The 306-nt window shown below is 59.2% G+C and carries 1 protein-coding gene; it reads right to left on the bottom strand.

Features of this window, described 5'->3' with window-relative positions; all coding sequences use genetic code 11:
• Positions 1-20: 20 nt before the first annotated feature.
• Positions 21-306: type II secretion system protein GspK (locus F1735_RS34675; protein WP_167241594.1), on the bottom strand; the 286-nt coding region annotated here is incomplete at its 5' end.

The raw sequence follows: 306 nt of genomic DNA, 5'->3' as shown, positions 1-306 counted from the left end.
AAACCATCTCGCTTTCGTTCTTAATTTTGCCGTACCCAAACGGTCGTTGTCGTCACACGATCGTCCAGCCTGCGCTGGACCAGCGCTTCCGCGTCGAGCGCGGCCCGGTCCAGGCGTATCCGGCTCGTCACCAGGAAATATTCGCTTTTAAAACTATACGTATTCTTGATCGGATCCTTGCCGTACAACTGTTCCTTGAAGCGGGCATCGTCGAGAAAGTATGCCTGCTTGCGGCGCGTCACCAGGGCCGCCGCTTCCGACACCGAATACCCCGGCACGATGGCGGCCAGCACTTCGGCCGGCGCG

Source organism: Massilia genomosp. 1, assembly GCF_011682185.1.
Classification (GTDB): Bacteria; Pseudomonadota; Gammaproteobacteria; order Burkholderiales; family Burkholderiaceae_D; genus Telluria_A; species Telluria_A rubra.
This window is presented reverse-complemented; position numbering and strand designations above follow the sequence as displayed.